Origin of the sequence: Bradyrhizobium sp. AUGA SZCCT0105, from assembly GCF_018129565.1 — a bacterium.
Lineage (GTDB): Bacteria > Pseudomonadota > Alphaproteobacteria > Rhizobiales > Xanthobacteraceae > Bradyrhizobium.
Window position 1 is genome coordinate 1312179 of the sequence record NZ_JAFCMK010000002.1, and the last position, 18060, is coordinate 1330238.

16 protein-coding genes are annotated in these 18060 nt (G+C 64.4%); 4 read left to right on the forward strand and 12 right to left on the reverse strand.

Translation table 11 applies throughout. The features are described 5' to 3' along the window. Positions 1 to 127 precede the first annotated feature (127 nt). Both ppdK and JQ573_RS15310 read right to left on the reverse strand, forming a co-directional pair. Positions 128 to 3043: a pyruvate, phosphate dikinase gene (ppdK, locus tag JQ573_RS15305; RefSeq protein WP_212310633.1), complete on the reverse strand. Its 2916-nt coding sequence runs from the start codon at positions 3041 to 3043 to the stop codon at positions 128 to 130. Between the two features lie 91 nt (positions 3044 to 3134). Then, the gene (locus tag JQ573_RS15310) at positions 3135 to 3290 is read right to left on the reverse strand and encodes a DUF3096 domain-containing protein (protein WP_084518327.1); all 156 of its coding nucleotides are present in this window, start codon (positions 3288 to 3290) and stop codon (positions 3135 to 3137) included. 236 nt (positions 3291 to 3526) lie between these two features. On the opposite strand from JQ573_RS15310, the gene JQ573_RS15315 reads away from it, so the two are divergent. After that, complete coding sequence (locus JQ573_RS15315; RefSeq protein WP_212310634.1) at positions 3527 to 3886, forward strand: DUF1236 domain-containing protein; 360 nt, start codon at positions 3527 to 3529, stop codon at positions 3884 to 3886. Positions 3887 to 4036: 150 nt separating this feature from the next. Here JQ573_RS15315 and JQ573_RS15320 read toward each other — a convergent pair whose 3' ends face one another. The 8 genes from JQ573_RS15320 to JQ573_RS15355 form a co-directional block, all read right to left on the reverse strand. Continuing rightward, entirely contained in the window at positions 4037 to 5137 is a 1101-nt protein-coding gene (locus tag JQ573_RS15320) for a hypothetical protein (protein WP_212310635.1), read from the reverse strand. A 120-nt stretch (positions 5138 to 5257) separates the two neighbouring features. Beyond that, complete coding sequence (locus tag JQ573_RS15325) at positions 5258 to 5851, reverse strand: bifunctional 2-polyprenyl-6-hydroxyphenol methylase/3-demethylubiquinol 3-O-methyltransferase UbiG (protein WP_212310636.1); 594 nt, start codon at positions 5849 to 5851, stop codon at positions 5258 to 5260. Positions 5852 to 5854: 3 nt separating this feature from the next. After that, on the reverse strand, positions 5855 to 7993 hold the full coding sequence (glyS, locus tag JQ573_RS15330; RefSeq protein WP_212310637.1) for a glycine--tRNA ligase subunit beta: 2139 nt from the start codon (positions 7991 to 7993) through the stop codon (positions 5855 to 5857). Next, on the reverse strand, positions 7993 to 8928 hold the full coding sequence (locus JQ573_RS15335; protein ID WP_212310638.1) for a glycine--tRNA ligase subunit alpha: 936 nt from the start codon (positions 8926 to 8928) through the stop codon (positions 7993 to 7995). Before JQ573_RS15335 ends, glyS begins: the two co-directional genes overlap by 1 nt. A 247-nt stretch (positions 8929 to 9175) precedes the next feature. Beyond that, positions 9176 to 9367, reverse strand: coding sequence for a hypothetical protein (locus tag JQ573_RS15340; RefSeq protein ID WP_050403245.1), 192 nt, complete (start codon positions 9365 to 9367; stop codon positions 9176 to 9178). Positions 9368 to 9483: 116 nt separating this feature from the next. After that, on the reverse strand, positions 9484 to 10407 hold the full coding sequence (locus JQ573_RS15345) for a S49 family peptidase (RefSeq protein ID WP_212310639.1): 924 nt from the start codon (positions 10405 to 10407) through the stop codon (positions 9484 to 9486). 245 nt (positions 10408 to 10652) lie between these two features. After that, positions 10653 to 11456, reverse strand: a complete 804-nt coding sequence (locus tag JQ573_RS15350; protein WP_212310801.1) for a methyltransferase — start codon at positions 11454 to 11456, stop codon at positions 10653 to 10655. Positions 11457 to 11472: 16 nt separating this feature from the next. Further along, positions 11473 to 11700 carry a DUF2007 domain-containing protein gene (locus JQ573_RS15355; protein WP_173638095.1) on the reverse strand — a complete coding sequence of 76 codons (228 nt, stop codon included), beginning with the start codon at positions 11698 to 11700 and terminating at the stop codon, positions 11473 to 11475. Positions 11701 to 11835: 135 nt separating this feature from the next. Here JQ573_RS15355 and JQ573_RS15360 point away from each other — a divergent pair, with 135 nt between their 5' ends. Beyond that, positions 11836 to 12846, forward strand: coding sequence for a polyprenyl synthetase family protein (locus tag JQ573_RS15360; protein WP_212310640.1), 1011 nt, complete (start codon positions 11836 to 11838; stop codon positions 12844 to 12846). Positions 12847 to 13380: 534 nt separating this feature from the next. On the opposite strand, the gene JQ573_RS15365 is transcribed toward JQ573_RS15360, so the two are convergent. Beyond that, positions 13381 to 14235, reverse strand: a complete 855-nt coding sequence (locus tag JQ573_RS15365; RefSeq protein ID WP_212310641.1) for a transglutaminase-like domain-containing protein — start codon at positions 14233 to 14235, stop codon at positions 13381 to 13383. Positions 14236 to 14286: 51 nt separating this feature from the next. Then, entirely contained in the window at positions 14287 to 15126 is an 840-nt protein-coding gene (locus tag JQ573_RS15370; protein WP_212310642.1) for an AraC family transcriptional regulator, read from the reverse strand. A 237-nt stretch (positions 15127 to 15363) separates the two neighbouring features. Here JQ573_RS15370 and JQ573_RS15375 point away from each other — a divergent pair, with 237 nt between their 5' ends. Then, positions 15364 to 16605, forward strand: coding sequence for an ABC transporter substrate-binding protein (locus JQ573_RS15375; protein WP_212310643.1), 1242 nt, complete (start codon positions 15364 to 15366; stop codon positions 16603 to 16605). A gap of 245 nt (positions 16606 to 16850) precedes the next feature. Continuing rightward, positions 16851 to 17954: a mandelate racemase/muconate lactonizing enzyme family protein gene (locus tag JQ573_RS15380; RefSeq protein WP_212310644.1), complete on the forward strand. Its 1104-nt coding sequence runs from the start codon at positions 16851 to 16853 to the stop codon at positions 17952 to 17954. Positions 17955 to 18060 lie beyond the last annotated feature (106 nt).

Genomic DNA, 18060 nt, shown 5'->3' on the forward strand with positions numbered 1-18060 from the left:
CATGCGGGTCGATGGATTGCTTCGTCGCTATCGCTCCTCGCAATGACGGTGCTTACCAAGTGCCTCAACAAACAAAAATGGCCGGGACTTGGTCCCGGCCATTGCACTCTCTGGACTGTTTGATCGCTCACGCCTGGCTGGCGATCTCCTTGCCGAGCGCGGCCTGCGCTGCGGCGAGACGCGCGATCGGCACGCGATAGGGCGAGCACGAGACGTAATCGAGTCCGACCTCGTGGCAGAACGCGACCGAGGCGGGATCGCCGCCATGCTCGCCGCAGATGCCGACCTTGAGGTTCGGCCGTGTCTTGCGGCCCCGCGTCACGCCGATCCTGACCAGCTCGCCGACGCCGTCGCGATCGACCGAGATGAACGGATCGATCTCGAGAATGCCCTTGGCGACATAAGTGCCAAGGAAGCTCGCGGCGTCGTCGCGGCTGATGCCGTAGGTGGTCTGCGTCAGGTCGTTGGTGCCGAAGGAGAAGAACTCCGCGGTCTCCGCCACCTGGCCCGCCATCAGGCAGGCGCGCGGCAGCTCGATCATGGTGCCGACCTGGTAGGTCAGCTTGACGCCGGTTTCCTTCATCACCGCGTTGGCCATGGCATCGATCCGCGCCTTGACCAGATCGAACTCGGCCTTGGTCGCGATCAGCGGCACCATCACCTCGAGTCCAACAGGCTTGCCGGTGCGCTTGCCGGCTTCGACCGCCGCCTCGAAGATCGCGCGGGCCTGCATCTCGGCGATTTCAGGATAGGCGATCGCGAGACGGCAGCCGCGGAAGCCGAGCATCGGGTTGAACTCGGACAGTTCGCGGGCGCGGTCGGCGAGCTTGCGCGGATCGGTGTTCATGGCGCGCGCCACTTCCTCGATCTCGGCCTGGGTGTGCGGCAGGAACTCGTGCAGCGGCGGATCGAGCAAGCGGATCGTGACGGGCAGGCCCTTCATGATCTCGAACAGCTCGACGAAGTCGGCACGCTGCATCGGCAGCAGCTTCGACAGCGCGGCGCGGCGCGACTGCTCGTCCTCGGAGAGGATCATCTCGCGCACGGTGCGGATGCGGGTCTCCTCGAAGAACATGTGCTCGGTGCGGCAGAGGCCGATGCCTTCGGCGCCGAACTTCACCGCGGTGCGCGCATCGTCGGGCGTGTCGCCGTTGACGCGGACGCCGAGCTTGCGGACCTCGTCGGCCCAGCCCATCAGCGTGCCGAACTCGCCGGACAGCTCCGGCTCGATCATCGGCATGCGGCCGGCCAGCACCTGCCCGACCGAGCCGTCGATGGTGATGACGTCGCCGGTCTTGAAGGTGCGCGAGCCGATGCTCATGGTGCCGCGGCCGTAGTCGACACGAATGGTGCCGCAGCCGGAGACGCAGGGCTTGCCCATGCCGCGCGCGACCACCGCAGCATGCGACGTCATGCCGCCGCGGGTGGTCAGGATGCCTTCCGCGGCGTGCATGCCGTGGATGTCTTCCGGGCTGGTCTCGATGCGGACCAAAATCACCTTACGGCCGTCGGCCTGCAGCTTGGCGGCTTCGTCCGACGAGAACACGATCTCGCCCGAGGCAGCGCCAGGCGACGCCGGCAGGCCGGTCGCGATCACGTCGCGCTTGGCGGCGGGATCGATGGTCGGGTGCAGCAGCTGGTCCAGCGAGGCCGGATCGATCCGCGTCACCGCGTCCTTGCGCGAGATCAGGCCTTCATTGGCGAGTTCGACCGCGATGCGCAGCGCCGCCTTCGCGGTGCGCTTGCCGCCGCGGGTCTGCAGCATCCACAGTTTGCCCTGCTCGACCGTGAACTCCATGTCCTGCATGTCGCGGTAGTGCTTCTCGAGCAGCGTGTAGATCCGCGTCAGCTCCTTGAACGCGTGCGGCATCGCGGCTTCCATCGACAGCTTGTCGGAGCCGGATTCCTGGCGCGCCTCTTCGGTGATGTCCTGCGGGGTGCGGATGCCGGCGACGACGTCCTCGCCCTGCGCGTTGATCAGGAACTCGCCGTACAGCTTGCTCTCGCCGGTCGAGGGGTTGCGGGTGAAGGCGACGCCGGTCGCCGACGTCTCGCCCATATTGCCGAACACCATCGCCTGCACGTTGACCGCGGTACCCCAGGATTCCGGGATGTCGTGCAGCTTGCGGTAGGTCACCGCGCGCGCGTTCATCCAGGATGAGAACACGGCACCAATCGCGCCCCACAGCTGGTCGTGCGGATCCTGCGGGAAGTCGTGGCCGGTCTCCTTGGCGACCGCCTCCTTGTACTTGCCGACCAGCTCGACCCAGTCGTCGCCGGTGAGGTCGGTGTCGAGCGTGTAGCCCTGGCCGTCCTTGAAGGTGTCGAGGATGTCCTCGAAATGATGATGCTCGAAGCCGAGCACCACGTCCGAATACATCGTGATGAAGCGGCGATAGCTGTCATAGGCGAAGCGGCGGTCGCCAGAGAGCTCGGCAAGCGCTTCGACCGTGCGGTCGTTGAGGCCGAGATTGAGCACGGTGTCCATCATGCCCGGCATCGAGGCGCGTGCGCCCGAGCGGACCGAGACCAGCAGCGGGTTCTTGGCGTCACCGAAGGTCTTGCCGGTCAGCTTGCCGACATAGTCGAGCGCCTTCTCGACCTGTGCTTTCAGTTCCTTCGGATAGGTCTTGTCGTGATCGTAGAAATAGGTGCAGACCGAGGTCGGGAGGGTGAAGCCCGGAGGCACCGGAAGGCCGAGATTGGCCATTTCCGCGAGGTTGGCGCCCTTGCCGCCGAGCAGATTGCGCAAGGTCGCTTGGCCCTCGGCCTTGCCGTCGCCGAACGTATAGACCCACTTGCCGGCCTTGATCGCTGGCGGAGCCGCCTTTTTCGCAGCGGTGACGGCCTTTACCGGCGCCTTGCTAGCGGGCTTTGCAGCCGGCTTCACAGTCGATTTGGCGGCGGGCTTCGGCGCCGGCTTCGGGGCGCTCTTCTTCAGCGCCTTGCGCGCCGGCGCGGCCTTCCGGGGCGGTGCCGAAGACTTTGATTTCGCTGCGGTTTTCTCGGCAGTTTTCTTGGACTTCGCGACGGCTTTGGCCATGTCAGACAACAATCCGAAAAGAGGGGTCGAAGATGCGCGCCTTACACCATTTTGGGGGGTTCCGCGCAAGCCGCGAAACCCCGCTTTCCCGCTACAGGTGCAGCCAGCGCAGCAGGCCCATCCCGACGAGCCCGACGAAGATCAGGTAGATCGCGACGATGTAGTTGAGCAGCCGCGGCATGATCAGGATCAGGATGCCTGCAATCAGAGCGACAATGTGCGGCAAATGCCCAGCGGTGATGACCATTGAAGTGTTTCTCCGGCGGTTTTTGGAGGAGCGAATCGAGCGGCAGTTTATCCGCTGCGGGGGTTTCCACATCAAGACGTCCGTCACGGCCTGAGAGTTCCCGCAACTCACGAAAATTGCTCCAAAATGCCGCGTATGTGGCAGCGGTTTTTCCGGAACATCACCACACCAGATGCATTGGCTCGCCGTGCGCATCGGCGAAGGTCGGCGCGCGCGTCAAAAGAATGGAGCGAGCCATGCGAAACAGAATACTTGCCGTTGCAGCGGTTGCTGCTGCGATCACGGTGCCGGCTGTTGCCGCACAGGCCCAGACCGTCGGCGTTGTCCGCGGTGGCCCGCCGGTTGCAGTCGAGGATGACGAAGGCATTGCGGTCGAGCAGCGCCCGGCATTCCGCGAATACATCGTGCGCGAGCGCGTGCCGAACTACTCCGTTCCGGATCGCGTCGTGGTCGGCACCGTGCTGCCGGATGCCGGCGTAACTTATTACGACGTGCCGCAACGGTTCGGCGCGACGCCCTATCGCTACACCGTCGTGAATGGCGAGACCGTTCTGGTCGAGCCGCGTTCGCGGCGGATCGTTCAGGTCGTCGAGTAGCTCAACTCAGCACGATCGCCTGAACGAACAGTCCGGGCGCCGCGCAAGCGGATGTGCGCGCAGTTCGACCGGACCAGAAAGCCCCGCCCGGCCTCCCCTCCGGGCGGGGCTCTTCTGTTGTCACGTGATCAATTCTGATGTCGTCCCGATCTACGATTTCAGGATCGAGAGCAGCGTCGAGGTCGACTTGTAGCTCTTGATCGCGGCGTCCTGGAAATCCTGCGTCCAGTTGGCCGCCTGGCGTTCCTCCGCGCTCATCGAGGAATATTGCTTGAGGATGCCGAGGCTGAACTGACGGGGATCGCCGGCGGACTGGCTCTGCTTCAGCGCGTCGAGCACGGCAAGGCGGGTCCGCGTGTTGAGTTCCTGCTTGGCCGCGAAGATCTCCTCGCCCGAAAACTTCTTGTCCTGGTTCAGCGAGATCGCCGACAGCGAGCGATTGTCGAGCGAGGACAGGTCGGCGAGCTGCCCGGTCTTGCGGCGGGAATCGTACACCAGTTCCTTGCCGCTCTTCGCCGCCTCGCTCTTCTGCCGATCTAGGAAGGCGCGCGCATCGCTCGCCACGCTGCCGAAGTCACGTGGCTTGCCCGTCGTGGGCGACGTGGTCCCCGCCAGCGCCGCCGCGATCGGGTCGCCTGAAATTCCCGCCGGCGCCTTGTTCGGATCCTGTTGCGTCGCCTGATAGCCCTTCAGCACCGCGGCGCGCTGGTTGGCCCAGGTGGCGGTTGCCTTTTCCTCATCGCTGGCACCGTCGAGATAGTCGAGCGCCGACTTGTAGCTGACGCTGTAGTCGCCGGTCAGGCGGGTGGTCGCAAGCGACGGCGCCAAGGCCTTGTCGAAGCGCTGCTTCAGTTCGGTGGCGGCGACCGCCTGCTCGTCCGGCGTGAACTTGCCGCCATTGTTGGTCGAGATCGCAAACAGCGAGCGGCGATCAAGTGTCGAGAGATCGATCGTGGTCTTGCCGTCGACGATCGGCTTCTTCACCCCCGCCACCGTGTAGAGCCGGTCGAGCGTGACGCGCGCATCATTGGTGACGGTCGCAAAATCCGGCGGCGGCGCCTTGGCGAGCTGCGCGCGGGCGGCGTCCGACAGCGTGAGGTTGGTTGCAGCGCCAGATGTCGCGGGCGCCGACAGGTCGCCGGCGGTGCCGTCGCCCGACAATGTCGCCGCCAGCGAGGGCGTCGCGGCGGCCCGCGCATAGGCCGAGCCATATTGGGCGTAGGGATTGGGCGTGGTGCCGATCGAGGTCATCGGGGAGGTCCCTGCATTGGCGCGAGGGGCGATCTCTTAAGAAATCGTTGACTCGCCAGGACCCTCGCAGGGCATGGTTAATAAATTGCAAATTGTTTCGAAATATTTCTGAGGGCCCGATCAGGCGCGCTTCCGCGCCACGATACGGTGAATGACCTTGCCGGACGAGGCGCTGACGACTTCCGCATCGAGCAACAGTTCGGCCGCCGCCAGCTCGGTCCGCACCAGCGCGGTATCGAACGCTGCATAGAGCCGGCCATGCGCATCGCGCGCATCGTCGCCGGCGGTGACGCGCCAGCTCAGATAGAAGATGCCGCCGGGCTTCACGAGTTCGAACATGCGGCGCACCGACGGCACGATCAGCGCGTGATCGAGATGCATGATCACGGTCTCGCAGAGCACATTATCGAAGCTCTTGGCGGCGATGCCGGACAGCGCGGGCAATTCGGCGCGCACAAAGCGCAGCGCCGGATAGCGGGTGCGAGCTTCGCTAAGCAGACCCTCGGAGGCATCGAAGCCCTCGGCCGGAAAGCCGTTGGCATTGAGCCAGGCCACCTCGCGGCCGCTGCCGCAGCCGATATCGGCGGTCGTGCCGCCCTTGATGAAGAATTGCCCGACGATCTCCTGCAGATCGCGAGGTGCCGGCTGCTCGTGCCAGTCCTGCGCAAACGCCGCCGCATCCTTGTCGTAAGCGGCGAGCGTTGCGCGGTCCATCGGTCAGCCCTCGATTTTGGAGAAATCCGCCACCGCGCGCGTCGCGGCGCGGATCTCGTTGAGCAGTCTTAGCCGGTTCTCGCGCACCTGCGGGTCGTCGTCGTTGACCTTGACCTTGTCGAAGAACGCATCGACCGCCGGACGCAACTTGGCCATCGCGCTCATCGCACCGGCGAAGTCTTCTTTTGCAACCGCGGCAGAGGCCTCGGCCTTCACCTGGTCGATCGCCGCAGCCAGCGTCTTCTCTTCGTCGAGCCTGTAGAGCGCGGCGTCGGGCGCGCCATCAAACGTACGCTTGTCCTTCTTTTCCTCGATGGCGAGGATGTTGCTGGCGCGCTTGGTGCCCGCGAGCAGGTTCTTGCCGTCGTCGCTGTCGAGGAATTTGCCGAGCGCCTCGACACGGCGGACGACGAGCAAGAGATCGTCCTGGCCGCCGAGCGAGAACACGGCGTCGACGAGATCGTGACGCGCGCCCTGGTCACGGAGCTGGACCTTCAGACGATCGGCGAAGAAGGCGAGCAAGTCATTGACGATGGCAACGACCCTTCCTTCTACCTCTTTCAGAATGTCCGCGACTGGGCGCCCGTCGCCCCGCATGAAGTGTAGCGCAAGCGACGCTTCCAGATCCGACGTCAACGGAGCACGGATATTGTGCTCCAGCAGAATCCTGATCGCGCCCAATGCAGCACGGCGCAGCGCATAAGGATCCTTCGACCCAGTCGGCTTCTCGTCGATGACCCAAAAACCCACCAGCGTGTCAAGCTTGTCCGCCAGTGCGACCGCGATACTCACTGGATCAGCCGGCACGCGATCGGTCGGTCCCTGGGGCTTCCAGTGCTCTTCGCTTGCAGCCGCAACTGCCGCATCCTCGCCCTGCGCCAGCGCGTAGTACTTGCCCATCAGGCCCTGCAGTTCGGGGAATTCGCCGACGACCTCCGTCAACAAATCCGCCTTCGCCAGTCGCGCGGCGCGTTTCGTCTTCTCGACATCGGCGCCGACCAGCGGCGCGATCTCGGCGGCGAGCCGTTCGATCCGCTTGATCCGTTCAGCCTGGGTGCCGAGCTTCTCATGGAACACGATCTGCTCGAACTTCGGCAGCCGGTCTTCCAGCCTGGTCTTGAGATCGGTCTCGTAGAAGAACTTTGCGTCACTCAGCCGCGGGCGGATCACGCGCTCATTGCCGGCGACGATGGTCTTGCCGCCGTCGGGCGCCTCGATGTTGGCGGTAAGCACGAATTTGTTGGTCAGCTTCGCCGTCTTGGGGTCCTTGACCACAAAGCACTTCTGGTTGTTGCGGATGGTGGCGCGGATCACTTCATCCGGGATCGACAAGAATTCCTTCTCGAACGATCCCATCATCACGACCGGCCATTCGACGAGGCCGGAGACCTCGTCGAGCAGCACCTGGTCCTCGACCAGTTCGAGGCCCTGCGCGAACGCCAGCTCCTTGGCGTCCTCGAGGATGATGTCCTTGCGCGCCTGCGGATCGAGGATCACCTTGGCGGCCTTCAGCTTGGCCTCGTAGTCCTCGAAGCGGCGCACGCTGATCGCACCCGGCGCCATGAAGCGGTGGCCATAGGTGGTCTGCCCGGCCTTGATGCCGTCGACCGAGAACTTGACGATATCGGGCTCCTCGGTCTCCAGACCGAAGGTCGCGGTGATGGCGTGCAGCGGCCGCACCCAGGTGAGCGAGCCTGACTTGGCCGAGCGCGCGCCCCAGCGCATCGATTTCGGCCAGGGGAAGGTGCGGATGATCACCGGAATCATCTCCGCGATCACGTCGATCGCAGCCCGACCGGGCTTTTCGATCAGCGCGATGTAGAAATCGCCCTTCGCATCTTTCTGGATCTTCGCTTCATCCAGCGACTTGAGACCAGTCGCTTTCAGAAAGCCCTGCACCGCCGCATCCGGGGCGCCCATCTTCGGGCCGCGACGTTCGGTCTTCAAATCGGGCTGGCGCGCGGGAATGCCGTGCACGGTCAGCGCCAGCCGCCGCGGGGTCGCGAACGCCTTGGCGCCCTCATAGACGAGGCCCTCGGCGACGAGCTTGTCGGTCACCATGCGGCGCAGATCGTCCGCCGCCTTGGCCTGCATGCGCGCGGGGATTTCTTCGGAGAACAGTTCGAGGAGAAGATCGGGCATCAGACCGCCCTGCCCGTTTCAGTGTGGATCCATGCCTCGCCGCAGGCCTTCGCCAGATCGCGCACGCGACCGATATAGCTCTGCCGCTCCGTCACCGAGATGACCCCGCGGGCGTCGAGCAGGTTGAACACGTGGCTCGCCTTGATGCACTGGTCGTAGGCCGGCAAGGCCATCAGATGTTCCTTCGAATTGCTTCCCTCGCGCCAGCCGGCGGCGAGATATTTGCGGCAGGCCTCTTCCGCCATCCTGAACTGCTCGAACAGCATCGCGGTGTCGGCGTATTCAAAATTGTGCCGCGAATATTCCTGCTCGGCTTGCAGGAAGACGTCGCCATAGGTGACCTTCTCGGCGCCCTCGCGGCCGTTGAAGTTGAGGTCGTAGACACGGTCGACGCCCTGCACATACATCGCAAGCCGCTCGAGCCCGTAGGTGAGCTCGCCCGCCACCGGCGCGCATTCGACGCCGGCGACCTGCTGGAAGTAGGTGAACTGCGAGACTTCCATGCCGTCGCACCAGCATTCCCACCCCAAGCCCCAGGCGCCCAAGGTCGGGCTCTCCCAGTCGTCCTCGACGAAGCGGATGTCATGGACGGCGGCGTCGATGCCGATCGCGGCCAGCGACTTCAGGTACAATTCCTGAAGGTTCGGCGGCGACGGCTTCATGATCACCTGGAACTGGTAGTAGTGCTGCAGGCGGTTGGGATTTTCGCCATAGCGGCCGTCCTTGGGCCGCCGCGAGGGCTGCACATAGGCCGCGTTCCACGGCTTTGGCCCAAGCGCGCGCAGCGTGGTCGCGGGATGGAAGGTGCCGGCGCCCATTTCCATGTCGTAGGGCTGCAGGATGACGCAACCCTGCTCGGCCCAGAATCGCTGGAGAGCCAGGATGAAGCCCTGGAACGAACGTTCCGGGCGCATGTGGTCAGGCAGGGCGTCCATCGTCAGTACAGGTCTCGCGAGGGGGTTTTGAAGCGCGCGGGACCGTATCGGCGGCGGCCAATGGAATCAAGGCGATGGGGGATGTTTCTGCCACCTCGCCCCGCTTGCGGGGAGAGGTCGAAATCCGCGCAACGCGCGGATTTCGGGTGAGGGGGACTCTCCGCACACTCTCGTCTTTCGAGTTCGCGGAAACAGCCCCTCACCCCAGCCCTCTCCCCGCAAGCGCGGGGCGAGGGAGATCCAAGCCCTAGCCCGGACGATAGGCCCCGGTCACGGGGTCGCGGCGCAGGGTCTTGATTTCGCTCGCACGCGTGGTCTCGGCCACGCGGGACAATCGCGCCTCTTCCAGTTCCTGGTTGATCCGGACGGCCGTCTTGTATGCCCAGCGGACCACGGCCAGGCCACCCAGGACGCCTGCGAATGCAATCAGCGGCGGCATCGGTCGATCCTTGTCGTTCACGTCAGTCAGGCCCCCAATGGAAGGTATTCTCGCGCAAGGCGGCCTGCGCCGCAATCGCGCTTTTGGGGCAAAATGGCGCGCTCAAATCCCCGTGTTCAGAGCCCGAATCTGGCCCAAATCGCCCTGGTTTCGACCGCCGAGATCAGGTCGTCCGGCAAGCTTGCGAGCCCGTCCAGCGCCGCCATCGAGCCCGCTCCGGGCGCCCGCCGGCCGAGCAGGCCGGACAGCATGCCGCTTGCGGGCGCGATCACCGGCGTCAGCACCTTCTCGCCATAGCGGGCCCGCAGCGTCGCGCGCAGGTCGCCGATGCCATCGGCAAGCCCGAGCCCGATCGCGGTCTCGCCGGCCCAGTATTCGCCGGTGAACAACTCGTCGTCAGGCCCCTTCAGGCGGCTGCCGCGGCTCTGCTTCACCAGCGCGATGAAGATCGCATGGATCTCGCGCTGGATCGACTTCAGCCGGGCGACGTCGTCGGGGTTTTCAGGAAGGAACGGATCGAGCATCGCCTTGTGGCTGCCGGCCGTATAGAGCCGCCGCTCGACCCCGATCTTCTTGATCAATCCCTCGAGGCCGAAGCTGCCGCCGACCACGCCGATCGAACCCAGGATCGAGGACGGATCGCAATAGATCTCGTCGCCGGCGCAGGCGATCATGTAGCCGCCGGAGGCCGCGACGTCCTCGACGAACACCAGCACCGGCAGCTTCTTCTCGGCGGCCAGTTGCCGGATGCGCAGATAGATCTGCCGCGACTGCACCGGCGAGCCGCCCGGCGAATTGATCACCAGCGCCACCGCCTTGGCATTCCGAGTGCCAAAGGCGCGCTCCAGCATCTTGGCGACGCCGGCGAGCGTCATGCCGGGCCGCAGCGGCGTCACCGCGCCGATCACGCCTGACAGCCGCACCACCGGCACGACAGCCATGCCGCGCCTGAATCGCGCCGGGAGCATTCCCTGCGCGCGATCGAGCCATCCCGAACGTCCTCCAGAATGCCCTTGGCGATCACTAATTTGTTCACTCATGCAGTTACCTCGAATTAACCACTTTTTATCACGCCAGTGTCATTGGATTTCGTGGAACGCGTTTTGCATTTTGTCATTGGGGTTGCAACGCGCGGGCGGAGAGGGAGCCATGAAGATCTACCTGCTGATTTTGCTGATCGGTACACTTCTGACCGCGATCCACTTCACATCCAGGCCTGAACGCCAGTCGGAAACGGCCCCGCAGTGATTTAGTGCCAGTACGACGCGGGCAGCATCCCTGCCCGTCAGCGCCGCGCCAGCGGCAATTCCCCTTTCCCAGCCAAGATCTCCTGCACCCATTTATTGGGCACACCTGACTCTTCATTGAGCAACAGCGCGGCATGCAGCCGCGTCGGCGCCCGGCCGCCCTTGGTGGCCCGCACCAGGATTCGGATCGCCGGCGAGGTCACCTCGCCATGAACCGGAAGGATCTCGAGGCTGCCAAAGCCGCGGTCGAGCGCAGCCAGCACCTCGGCAATCCCATCGGCCCGCCAGATCAGCGCAAGCTGCCCGTTCGACCTGAGGATCCGCCGCGCCACGTGAACCCAGCCGGCGAGCGTGGTCGCGGTCGCGACATGGGCGCGCTGCCGCACACCGTCCGGCGAGGCGCGGTGCCTTGAGGGATCGTTGAACGGCGGGTTCATCAGCACGACGTCGGCGCTGTCGGGCGTGAGGCCCAAATCATCGAAGGCGGAGGCGCCGGCCTCGACATCGAGCACGATCACCTTGGCCATGATCTCGTTGGCGCTGGCGTTATTCCGGGCTAGCTCGGCCAATGCAGGGTCGATTTCGACCAGAACCAGATCGATCCCGCTGACCCGCCGTGCCACCGCGAGCCCGGCGGCGCCGACGCCGGAGCCGAGATCGACGACCCGATCGCCTGATCGGGCCGGCGTCGCCGCGGCCAGCAGGATCGCGTCATGGCCGGCGCGATGGCCGCTGCGGGGCTGCCGCAGCCGCAATTGCCCGCCGAGGAATCCGTCTTCGGTGATTTCAGCGGCCGGAGACTCGTTTTTTGACGCGTTTTCTTCACGCGAACCGGGGCCCACTTCGCTTGAAAACGCTCTACTCATCGGCCCGCAATTCGTGGCCCAGGCCGGCATCGGTCAGGAGCTGGCGGGCCTCGTGGTTGTCGTCCTCGTGCACCAGGATCCGCCGCGGCAGCACGCCGAGCGAGCCCTCGATGATGCTCATGTTCTGGTCCAGCACCAGATGATGGATGTTAGCGCTGTCGAGCAGCGCGCCGACGGCGGAGACCAGCACCACGTCATTGGTCCGTACCAATTCCCGCAAAATCCACTCTCCTCTCCGCCCGGCTGTGCGGCCAAAGCGTCACATGTCAACAACTTCGTGGCCTTGCCGCTGCACCGCGCAGTTTCTATTGTTATAGCTGAGGATAGTGCGAATTCGGCAAAATTGGAGACCAGCGTGGCGGTTATTGTACCCTTCGAAAGCCCGTCCAATGCTTCGATCGACGGGCTGGTGGGACTTGTCGCCGCTGACATGGAGCGCGTCAACGCGACCATCCTCTCGCGGACCGGCTCCGAGGTCACCATGATCCCCGAGGTCGCCAATCATTTGATCTCCTCCGGCGGCAAGCGGTTGCGCCCGATGCTGACCCTGGCGATGGCCCAGCTCGCCGACTACACAGGCGACGGCCATATCAAGCTCGCCGCCGCGGTCGAGTTCATGCACACCGCCACCCTGCTGCACGACGACGTGGTCGACGAGAGCGAGCTGCGCCGCGGCAAATTGTCCGCGCGGATGCTGTGGGGCAACGAGGCCAGCGTGCTGGTCGGCGACTTCCTGCTCGGCCAGGCGTTCCGGATGATGGTCGAGGTCGGCTCGCTGCGCGCGCTCGACATTCTCTCCGCGGCCGCCGCCACCATCGCCGAGGGCGAGGTGATGCAGCTCGCCGCCGCCAAGAACACCGCGACCACCGAGGACGAGTATCTCGCCGTAGTCCGCGGCAAGACCGCGGAGCTGTTCGCCGCCGCCTGCGAGGTCGGCCCGGTGATCGCCAACCGCCCGAAGGCCGAGCAGACCGCCTGCCGCTCGGTCGGCATGAATCTCGGCATCGCGTTCCAGCTCGTCGACGACGTGCTCGACTATGGCGGCAAATCCGCAAAACTCGGCAAGAATGTCGGCGACGATTTCCGCGAGGGCAAGATCACGCTCCCGGTGGTGCTCGCCTTCCGCCGCGGCAACGACACCGAGCGCCAGTTCTGGATCCGCGCACTGGAGCGCGGCGAGATCGGAGCGGCCGATCTCGATCACGCGATCGGGCTGATGACCAAGCACCGCGCGCTGGAAGATACCATCAGCCGCGCCCAGCACTACGGCGCAATGGCGGTCGACGCGCTGGCGCTGTTCCCGTCCTCGCCGATGAAGACGGCGCTGGAACAGGTCGTGGCGTTCTGCCTCGCAAGATCGCACTGAGTAGCGCCTCACCCACAACCGTCGTCCCTGCGAAAGCAGGGACCCATAACCACTGGGCTGCGTTGTTAAAGCGCGCCGTGGCCCCAGCTTTGCAAACTAATTGGCGTTCGTGGTTATGGGTCCGGGTCGCGCTTCGCTTGCCCGGGACGACATCGCGTGTGTGGCGCGCTGCCCGTCGCAAACGTCGTCGTCCTGGCGAAGGCCAGGACCCATAGCCACCGAATTTGATTGTGAAGAAGATCGTAGCCCCAGCGTCGCGCAACGATTGCCATTTGGGGTAATGGGTCCTGGCTTTCGCCAGGACGACGCTGAGGATGGTTCTCGATTCAACCTGTCAAACAGCATGCTCGGTGTCATCACCCGCGCATGCGGGTGATCCAGTATTCCAGAGACGCCAATGCTTGAGCCGAGGGGCCGCGGCGTACTGGATCGCCCGGTCGAGCCGGGCGATGACAGCTGAGGATGAGGACGCAGCTTCGCATTCTCGCGACATGATTTGCCCGGCTCGAAGCCCAGCGCCTCCGCGACCTTCAGCTACAACTCCTGCACGCAGTCGAGCACGGCGTTGAACACCGCTCCGGGAATACGCACCCGCTCATCGCGATCAAGCGCCTTGAGCTCATCGACGTGAGCATCGGGCTCACGACTGACGATTGCCAGCCGGTCGAAGAAGGCGAGATCGAGTTCGCTGTCCTGCATGCGCATGGCGCCCCAAACGTCCCACGGCAACATCTCGCGATTGTTCAGCGCGCAGATGTCACGGACAAGATTGCCCGCAATGAACCAAAGTCCGTGCATGTCGAGGATGCCGAAGGCGCAGGGACCACGGCTGCCACCGCGGCAGAGCGACCAGGCATCGCCGGCGACCAGGAACTGGTCTCGCGGCACATCGGCCGCATCGAACCCGATCCCGAACAGCTCACGCTGGCGATCGTCGATCTGGGAATCGAACAATACCCAGCATTTCCTGTCTTCGTTCCAGTACTCGGTCACCCAATGGTCGAGGTATTTTCCTGCTTCGAAATAGGCTCCGAACCCGCAACGGGCACGCGCCGGAATGCCCTGCGTGCGCAACATCGCCACATGAAGCAGCGTGAAGTGCCTGCAGACACCGACCTGCCGTTCGTTGACGGCACGCGCCACCGCAAGCGGCCGCGCATCGCGCGTCACGATTTCATCCAGCATCGTCTCGACGGCGCGGACCTGCGCTTGCGCTTGCCGGTCGCCGCCGAGCGCAACTCCATAGGCCGGGGCGATGTGCTGATGGATCAGCAGACCCTGCACGGTCGCCGCAAGCGCGCTGGCGCCCCGCGGCAAGCCCTCGAACAGAGCGGCGTGACGCCCCGGATCGCTCATGGCAACCGGTGTTTCGTATCTGTCGACGTTCATCTGAAAGGTCTCCCGCACGTCTCGCCTCCCGCGCAACCACCACACCGGCCGCTACTCCTCCACCGGCACCCAGATCTCGAGCCCGCCGTTGCCGCTGTTCTTGTCGAACTTCTCGTCGTAGCGCTCGAAGTTCGGCGCGTCCGCGACCTTCATTCCGGATTGCGGCAGCCAGCGATTCCAGATCGTGTTGACGGTGCGGCGAATGGTCGAGATGTGGTCGGCATGGGTGAACACCACGTATTTCTGCGCCGGGATCCGGACGCGCGCGAACTCGCGCGGCAGGTCGGAGAAATCGGCGACCTCGACACCTGCGATGTAGTCGAAATTGCCGGCATCGTCGCCGTTGCAGCAGACACCATAGGCAACGTCACCGACCTGGCGGGGAATGTGCGCGCCTTGCTGGTGGAAGCCATGCCACTGGTTCGGGATGCCGGCCGTGCTGTCATTGGCGTGGTTGTAGCGCTCGCCGACGCCGGCGACGAGAAAGGCCTTGCCGGTCGCGATGCGCGGCGGATCGAGATGATCGAGAGCGGTCGAGATCATGGTGATCGGCTCCTGGAGCTTGAGCTTGGTCAGGCACGTCGTCGCGCGTACCGTCTCCGGCGTAACGCCGAAATGGTCGCGAAACGCGCGGGTGAATGCCTCGTGGGAGCCGTAATCCGCATCCAGCGCGAGCGTGAGAATGTCGGGTGCACCGGCCGCGAGCTCGCGCGCGGCCTCGCTCAATCGCCGCGCCCGCACATAGCGCATCACCGAAAACCCGGTCGCCTCCGCGAACGCCCGCACCAGATGGAAGCGCGAGACCCCGGCGACGACCGCGATATCATCGAGCGTCAGCGACGTGCGCAGGTGGCTTTCGATGTACCAGAGCGCCTTCTGGGCTGGATTCATGGACGACGGCCTTCCTGCAAAGCCCAGACATCATGCATGGCTGCAACGCGCCGCGTTTGACAATCCTTGCTTCGCAGCGGCGAAACTGTGATTCCGCTCTGCGAAATTTTACCGCAAAGCCGTCGCTGGCAACACCGCTGCAATCGTGCATACTCGCAATTGCATCGATCCGACGGCTCACCAAGCTGCCCGAAAATCAAGACTGCACGAGCCGCGGCCAGCATGTCAGGGAGGACAATGATGCACCACCACCGCCTGAGCTATGTCAACTGCGTCAAGTCTGCGGCGCTTGCGGGGCTTTTGACGATCGCCGTCGCCAGCGCAGCCAACGCCCAGAAGAAATACGATCCGGGTGCGACCGACACCGAGATCAAGGTCGGCAACATCATGCCCTATTCGGGCCCAGCATCCGCCTACGCCACGATCGGCAAGACGGAGGCGGCCTATTTCAACAAGCTCAACAGCGAGGGCGGCATCAATGGCCGCAAGATCAATTTCGTCTCCTACGACGACGGCTACAGCCCGCCGAAGATGGTCGAGCAGGCCCGCAAGCTGGTCGAGAGCGACGAGGTGCTCTTGATCTTCAATCCGCTGGGCACGCCGGGCAACACCGCGATCCAGAAATACATGAACGCCAAGAAGGTGCCGCAGCTGTTCGTCTCCACCGGCGCCGCCAAGTGGAACGATCCGAAGAATTTCCCGTGGACCATGGGCTGGCAGCCGAGCTACCAGGTCGAGGCGCGCATCTATGCCAAATACATCCTGCAGAAATATCCCGGCAAGACCATCGGCGTGCTCTACCAGAACGACGATTTCGGCAAGGATTATCTGATCGGCCTGCATGAGGGGCTCGGCGATGCGGCCAAGAAACTGATCGTCGTCGAATCCTCCTACGAGACCACGTCGCCGACGGTGGATTCGCAGATCGTGCAGATCAAGGGCGCCAACCCCGACATCTTCGTCAACATCGCGACGCCGAAATTCGCGGCGCAGGCGATCAAGAAGGCCGCCGAGCTCGATTGGCATCCGGTCCAGTTCCTGACCAACGTCTCCGTCTCGATCGGCGGCGTGATGAAGCCGGCCGGTTATGAGGCGAGCCAGGACATCCTGTCGACCCAGTATCTGAAGGATCCCGCGGATCACGAGTGGAAGAACGATCCGGCCATGAACGAGTGGCGCGCTTTCATGACCAAGTGGTATCCCGAGGGCGACCAGAACGACGCCTCGACCGTGTTCGGCTACGGCGTCGCCAAGGGGCTCGAGCAGGTGTTGCGGCAATGCGGCGACAACCTCACCCGCGAGAACCTGATGAAGCAGGCGGCGAGCCTCAACTTCGAGATCGGCATCTATCTGCCCGGCACCAAGATCAAGACCGGACCGGACGACTATGCACCGATCGAGCAGTTGCAGATGATGCGCTTCAAGGGCGAGAGCTGGGAGCGGTTCGGCCCCGTCATGAGCGGCGAGAAGAGTTCGTAGCAGCCTTCTCCACAGTTTCGGAGTTCGTGATGCCCGGCGCCACGCCGGGCATCCACGTCTTCGACACGATTCACGAGCAAGACTTGTCACGAGCAACACTTGCCACAAACAAGACTTGCCACCAGCAAGAGCTGCGATGGCTGGAACCCAGACGAGCCGAAGCAACACCGTCCAGGCTGCCGCATCCGGCCCTCACGAGCTCCAGGGACATCCAGCGACATCCTGCGATCGGAAGGACAACAACAATGAAGATCACCGACGTCCGCGCCCACCATATCCGCATTCCCTATGACGCTGGCCCTGCAAGCTTCCGCCAGGGCGCGTCCGCGATCTCGGCGCTCGACATGGTGCTGGTCGAGGTTTCGACCGATGCCGGCCTGACCGGCTGGGGCGATGCTTTCGCCTATGTCTGCCCAAAGACGAGTTGCATGGCGGTGGCCGAGATGATCGCGCCGCAGGCCCGCGGCCTCGAGGTGCCCGACGCGGCCAGCATTCCGGCCGCGATGGAGCAGATCCAGCGCAATTTGCATCTGTTCGGCCGCTACGGCATCACGATGTTTGCGATCTCGGCGCTCGACATCGCGCTGTGGGATCTCGCCGGCAAGGTGAAAGGCGTGCCGCTGCATCAATTGATCGGCGGCGCCAAGCGCAGCACGATTCCGGCCTATGCGAGCCTGATGCGGATCGGCAATCCGACGCACATCGCCGCCGAATGCAAGAAGGCGATCAAGCTCGGTTACGCCGCGATCAAGCTGCACGAGACCACCGTGCCGGCAGTTGCTGCGGCGCGCGAAGCGATCGGCCCCGGCGTACCGCTGATGGTCGACATGAATTGCCCGCTGGATGGACCGGCGGCGGTCCAGTTCGCCCGCGACTGCAAGCAGGCGGCGCCGATGTTCCTGGAGGAGCCGGTCTGGCCGCCGGAGGATTTTGCGACGCTGGCGGAGGTGCGGAGAGAAGGCCGGCTCGATATCGCCGCCGGCGAGAATGCCTGCACCGTGCATCAGTTCCGCCAGATGATGACCGCGGGCGCGGTCAGCCACGCGCAGCCGTCGGTGATCAAGGTCGGCGGCGTCACCGAATTTTTGCGCGTGGCCGTGCTCGCCGACGAGTTCGGCGTCCAGGTGATTCCGCATTCGCCCTATTTCGGACCGGGCTTCCTCGCCACGCTGCATCTGATGACGATCCGCGACGAAGGCCTGATCGAAGTGTTCTTCATGAAGCGCCCCGCCTGCTTGTGGGGCGACCGCATCGACGTCGACGCCAGCGGCCATGTCGCCGTGCCGCAGGGCCCCGGGCTCGGCTACGAGCCGGATCGCGATGTGATGGAGACGTATCGGGTGGCGTGAGGGCGCGGCGCGCTTCCCGTCATTGCGAGCGAAGCGAAGCAATCCATCGATCCACACACGAGGAGATGGATTGCTTCGTCGCTTCGCTCCTCGCAATGACGATTTG

What these genes read in the sequence shown, in the direction of transcription:
- glyS (WP_212310637.1), bottom strand. Translation starts at nt 7,993, where the DNA reads ATGCCCGATCTTCTCCTCGAACTGTTCTCCGAAGAAATCCCCGCGCGC.
- JQ573_RS15340 (WP_050403245.1), bottom strand. Translation starts at nt 9,367, where the DNA reads ATGCCGCCGCTGATTGCATTCGCAGGCGTCCTGGGTGGCCTGGCCGTG.
- JQ573_RS15375 (WP_212310643.1), top strand. Translation starts at nt 15,364, where the DNA reads ATGATGCACCACCACCGCCTGAGCTATGTCAACTGCGTCAAGTCTGCG.
- JQ573_RS15380 (WP_212310644.1), top strand. Translation starts at nt 16,851, where the DNA reads ATGAAGATCACCGACGTCCGCGCCCACCATATCCGCATTCCCTATGAC.
- JQ573_RS15370 (WP_212310642.1), bottom strand. Translation starts at nt 15,126, where the DNA reads ATGAATCCAGCCCAGAAGGCGCTCTGGTACATCGAAAGCCACCTGCGC.
- ppdK (WP_212310633.1), bottom strand. Translation starts at nt 3,043, where the DNA reads ATGGCCAAAGCCGTCGCGAAGTCCAAGAAAACTGCCGAGAAAACCGCA.
- JQ573_RS15345 (WP_212310639.1), bottom strand. Translation starts at nt 10,407, where the DNA reads ATGAGTGAACAAATTAGTGATCGCCAAGGGCATTCTGGAGGACGTTCG.
- JQ573_RS15310 (WP_084518327.1), bottom strand. Translation starts at nt 3,290, where the DNA reads ATGGTCATCACCGCTGGGCATTTGCCGCACATTGTCGCTCTGATTGCA.
- JQ573_RS15315 (WP_212310634.1), top strand. Translation starts at nt 3,527, where the DNA reads ATGCGAAACAGAATACTTGCCGTTGCAGCGGTTGCTGCTGCGATCACG.
- JQ573_RS15320 (WP_212310635.1), bottom strand. Translation starts at nt 5,137, where the DNA reads ATGACCTCGATCGGCACCACGCCCAATCCCTACGCCCAATATGGCTCG.
- JQ573_RS15335 (WP_212310638.1), bottom strand. Translation starts at nt 8,928, where the DNA reads ATGGACGCCCTGCCTGACCACATGCGCCCGGAACGTTCGTTCCAGGGC.
- JQ573_RS15365 (WP_212310641.1), bottom strand. Translation starts at nt 14,235, where the DNA reads ATGAACGTCGACAGATACGAAACACCGGTTGCCATGAGCGATCCGGGG.
- JQ573_RS15325 (WP_212310636.1), bottom strand. Translation starts at nt 5,851, where the DNA reads ATGGACCGCGCAACGCTCGCCGCTTACGACAAGGATGCGGCGGCGTTT.